The sequence below is a fragment of the Methylomagnum sp. genome, assembly GCF_054333355.1.
The window spans coordinates 1-3,591 of sequence record NZ_JBTEKS010000424.1 but is presented as its reverse complement, the minus strand read 5'-3'; the positions used below and the strand labels follow the sequence as shown (position 1 = coordinate 3,591).

At 63.3% G+C, this 3,591-nt stretch carries 5 protein-coding genes; 4 read left to right on the top strand and 1 reads right to left on the bottom strand.

Annotated elements, in window-relative coordinates; all coding sequences use genetic code 11:
* From ACXWUF_RS20470 to arsB, 3 genes are all read left to right on the top strand, one after another.
* On the top strand, positions 1–247 hold a 247-nt coding region (locus ACXWUF_RS20470), incomplete at its 5' end, for a carboxymuconolactone decarboxylase family protein (protein ID WP_458496408.1).
* 47 nt (positions 248–294) lie between these two features.
* Entirely contained in the window at positions 295–789 is a 495-nt protein-coding gene (locus ACXWUF_RS20465; protein WP_458496407.1) for an arsenate reductase ArsC, read from the top strand.
* 24 nt (positions 790–813) lie between these two features.
* Positions 814–2,040, top strand: a complete 1,227-nt coding sequence (arsB, locus tag ACXWUF_RS20460; protein ID WP_458496406.1) for an ACR3 family arsenite efflux transporter — start codon at positions 814–816, stop codon at positions 2,038–2,040.
* A 200-nt stretch (positions 2,041–2,240) separates the two neighbouring features.
* Here arsB and ACXWUF_RS20455 read toward each other — a convergent pair whose 3' ends face one another.
* Complete coding sequence (locus tag ACXWUF_RS20455; RefSeq protein ID WP_458496405.1) at positions 2,241–2,768, bottom strand: AAA-type ATPase lid domain-containing protein; 528 nt, start codon at positions 2,766–2,768, stop codon at positions 2,241–2,243.
* A gap of 41 nt (positions 2,769–2,809) precedes the next feature.
* Here ACXWUF_RS20455 and ACXWUF_RS20450 point away from each other — a divergent pair.
* The coding region (locus ACXWUF_RS20450; RefSeq protein WP_458503376.1) for a DUF2092 domain-containing protein at positions 2,810–3,591 on the top strand (782 nt) is incomplete at its 3' end.

Genomic DNA, 3,591 nt, shown 5'->3' with positions numbered 1-3,591 from the left:
CTACACGGAATCCGTCGCCGAACTGGTGGCGATTGGTGCCGCCATCGCCGCCAACTGCGAGCCTTGCTTCAAGTACCACTATCAGCAAGCGAGGAAGCTGGGCGTGTCGCGCGAGGACATGATGTGCGCGGTGAAAACCGCCCAAGCTGTGAAGGAAACCCCGGCGCGGGCCATGCTGCAACTGGCGGAACGGTTCCTCGAGGGCGACCCAACCGGACTCCCGGTCGTCAAAAGCTGCTGCGGCTAAGCCTTCCCTTTTGCCTATCCCAACCACCTGCAATCAAGGAATTTTCCATGACCGATAAGCAACCGCTCCACGTCCTGGTCCTCTGCACCGGCAACTCCTGCCGGAGCGTCCTGGGCGAAGCCTTGATCAACCACCTCGGCGCGGGACGCCTGCGGGCTTCCAGCGCCGGAAGCCATCCGCTTGGCCGCATCAATCCGGGCGCCCTCGCCACCCTGGCCCGCCATGGGCTGCCGACCGAAGGCTACAAAAGCCAATCCTGGGATGAATTCGAGGGCGCCGGGATCGACATGCTGATCTCGGTCTGCGACTCGGCGGGCGGCGAAACCTGCCCGGTCTATCTGGGCCAGGCCATCCGGGGGCATTGGGGTCTATCCGATCCGGGCCATGTCACCGGCACCCCGGAAGAGATCGAAGCCGCCTTCGAGGCCACCTATGCCGCTTTGGAAAAGCGCATCCACGCCTTGCTGGCCCTGCCGTTCGAGACGATGTCCGGGCCGGAACTCTCCGCCGCGCTGAACCGGATCGGCGCAACCACCGACTGAACCCTGATTTTTCGGAGTACCGCCATGCGTGGACCCTCTTCCCCCGACGCCATTCCCTCGACCTCCCGTCCGGCGGGTCGCCCCGAAACCGGCCAGCCCGCCCCGAAGCGGCTGGATTTCGTGTCCCGCTTCCTGACGCTGTGGATCTTCACCGCCATGGCGGTGGGGGTGGGCCTGGGCTATTTCGTGCCCGAATCCACCCATTGGCTGACCCGCTTCCAGGTGGGGACGACCTCGATCCCCATCGCCGTCGGCCTGATCCTGATGATGTACCCGCCCCTCGCCAAGGTGCGCTACGAGGACTTGCCGAAGGTGTTCCGCAACGTCAAGGTGCTGGGCTTGTCGCTGGTCCAAAACTGGGTGATCGGTCCCTTGCTGATGTTCGGGCTGGCGGTCCTGTTCCTGCGGGACTACCCGGAATATATGGTGGGCTTGATCGTCATCGGCCTAGCCCGCTGCATCGCCATGGTCCTGGTCTGGAACGAACTCGCCGACGGCGACACCGAATACTGCGCGGGATTGGTGGCGTTCAATTCCATCTTCCAGATGCTGTTCTTTTCCGTCTACGCCTATGTGTTCGTGACGGTCCTGCCCGAGTGGCTGGGCATCGCCTCCGGCCTCTCGGTCCAGGTCACCATGCTGGAAGTGGCGGAAAGCGTGCTGATCTATCTGGGCATCCCTTTCTTCGCCGGGATGCTGACCCGGTTTGTCCTGGTCCGGGCCAAGGGCCAGCCGTGGTACGAAGAGCGCTTCATCCCGAAGATCAGCCCCATGACGCTGATCGCCCTGTTGTTCACCATCCTGGTGATGTTCTCCCTCAAGGGCGAATACATCGTGAAGCTGCCCCTGGATGTGCTGCGCATCGCGGTGCCGCTGGTGATTTACTTCGTCCTCATGTTCCTGGCGACGTTCTACATGTCGGCCAAGGCGGGGGCCGGGTACCGTGTCAGCGCCACCCTGTCCTTCACCGCCGCCAGCAATAATTTCGAGTTGGCCATCGCCGTGGCCGTGGCGGTGTTCGGCCTGCAATCCGGGCAAGCCTTCGCCGCCGTCATCGGCCCCTTGGTGGAAGTGCCGGTGCTGATCGGCCTGGTCGGTGTGGCGCTTTATTTTCGGAGGCGGTATTTCACCCCCCCGGCCTGCGTTTCCTGCGGACGGGAAGCCGGCGCCGGACCGCTGTTCCATGCCCGGTTGGAGGATAGGGAGGTCTACTATTGTCCGCATTGCCTCCGGCAGGATCATGAGCCATGAAGCCCACGTCATTCCAATGAATGAACTTGAACAAGCCAAGGCCCGCGCCGCCCTGGCCTGCAACGCCGCCGCCGATTACTTCGACCACCCGGTCAGTTCGTTTTGGCATGAGCTCGGTCGGCAAACCGTGGAGCGTCTCGACTTGCGGATCGGGATTCGATCCATTGCCTCGCTAACGGGCTGGTCGGTACGCCGACGGGTCAATGCCCAATTCCTTCAGCTTCAAATATACCGCCCGTGGGGTCAGTTCCATGGCCCCGGCCACCTGCCCGACATCGCCCTGAAACCGCCGCCGTAAAGCCTGCTCCAAGTTTGCCCAGCATTTGCTTGCGCAGCGCCTTGAACCCCAGGTCCGTCCCGGTTTCGGATGCCGTTTCCCCGCCCAGTTCAGCCTCGGCCAGTTCCGGCCCCGCCGCGAACAGCACCGCCCGTTCCAGCGTGTTTTCCAACTCCCGGACATTGCCGGGCCAGGCATAAGCCCGCAGCCGCTCCATCAGTTCCGGTGTGATGCCCCGGATGGGGGCGGCCAGCCGCTTCAGGATCAGTTCCACCAGCGGGGGAATATCGTCCCTGCGCTCGGCGAGGGGCGGAATCACCAGTTTCACCACGTTGATGCGGTAGTAAAGGTCTTTGCGGAACCCGCCTTCGGCCACGGCCGGCTCCAGTTCGCCATGGGTGGCGGCGACGATGCGCGCGTCCACCGCCAAGGTAGGATAGGGATAAATCAATGCATCGGGTCGAAACCCTCTGGAATCCGTCAGCAGAGGCGATGTCTTACTTGAATCAAGCCAGTTTGGAGATCACCATGGCGCTTTATCAATGGGGACCGACGGCGCGAACGGCGCTGTGTTTGGCGGTTTTAGCGGCTTTGCCGGGCTGCGCCGGAAAGAAGCCGGCGACGGCGGCTACGCCTGTGGCGGCGCAACCGGCCGCGCCGCAAGTCTCGGCGGAGCCGGCACAGGCCAAGGATATCCTCCCGCGCATGGCCGGATTCCTGGCCGGCACGCCGCGTTTCAGCGTTACCATTAAGGACAACTACGACGTACTTCAGGAATCCGGCCAGATGATCGAATTCGGTGAAACGCGGAAGATCACCGTAAGCCGCCCCGACCGTCTGCGCGTCGAGATGGAGCAGAGCGACGGGGCAAAGAATCTCGCCCTCTACGACGGCAAGGACATCACGGTGTCCAGCCCGGCGCAGAATGTCTACGCCGAGACCGCCAAGCCCGGCGGCATCGACGCGGCGGTCACTTATTTCCTCAAGGACCTCCACATGCGGCTGCCGCTGGCCGCGCTGCTGCTCAGCCGATTTCCGGAGGAGATCGAACGCCGGACCCAATCGCTCGATTACGTGGAGAGAACGGAAATATATGGCACGCCGACCCATCACCTGGCGGGACGCACCGAGACGGTGGATTATCAGGTCTGGATCGCGGCAGGCGACCAACCGCTGCCGCTCCGGGCGGTATTGACCCACAAGAACGCCGAGGGCCAACCGCAGTTCCGGGCGCAATTTTCCGATTGGAACCTTTCGCCGCAAATCCAGGAGGC

Coding starts and splice junctions, on each gene's coding strand:
- ACXWUF_RS20465 (WP_458496407.1), top strand. CDS start 295: ATGACCGATAAGCAACCGCTCCACGTCCTGGTCCTCTGCACCGGCAAC.
- arsB (WP_458496406.1), top strand. CDS start 814: ATGCGTGGACCCTCTTCCCCCGACGCCATTCCCTCGACCTCCCGTCCG.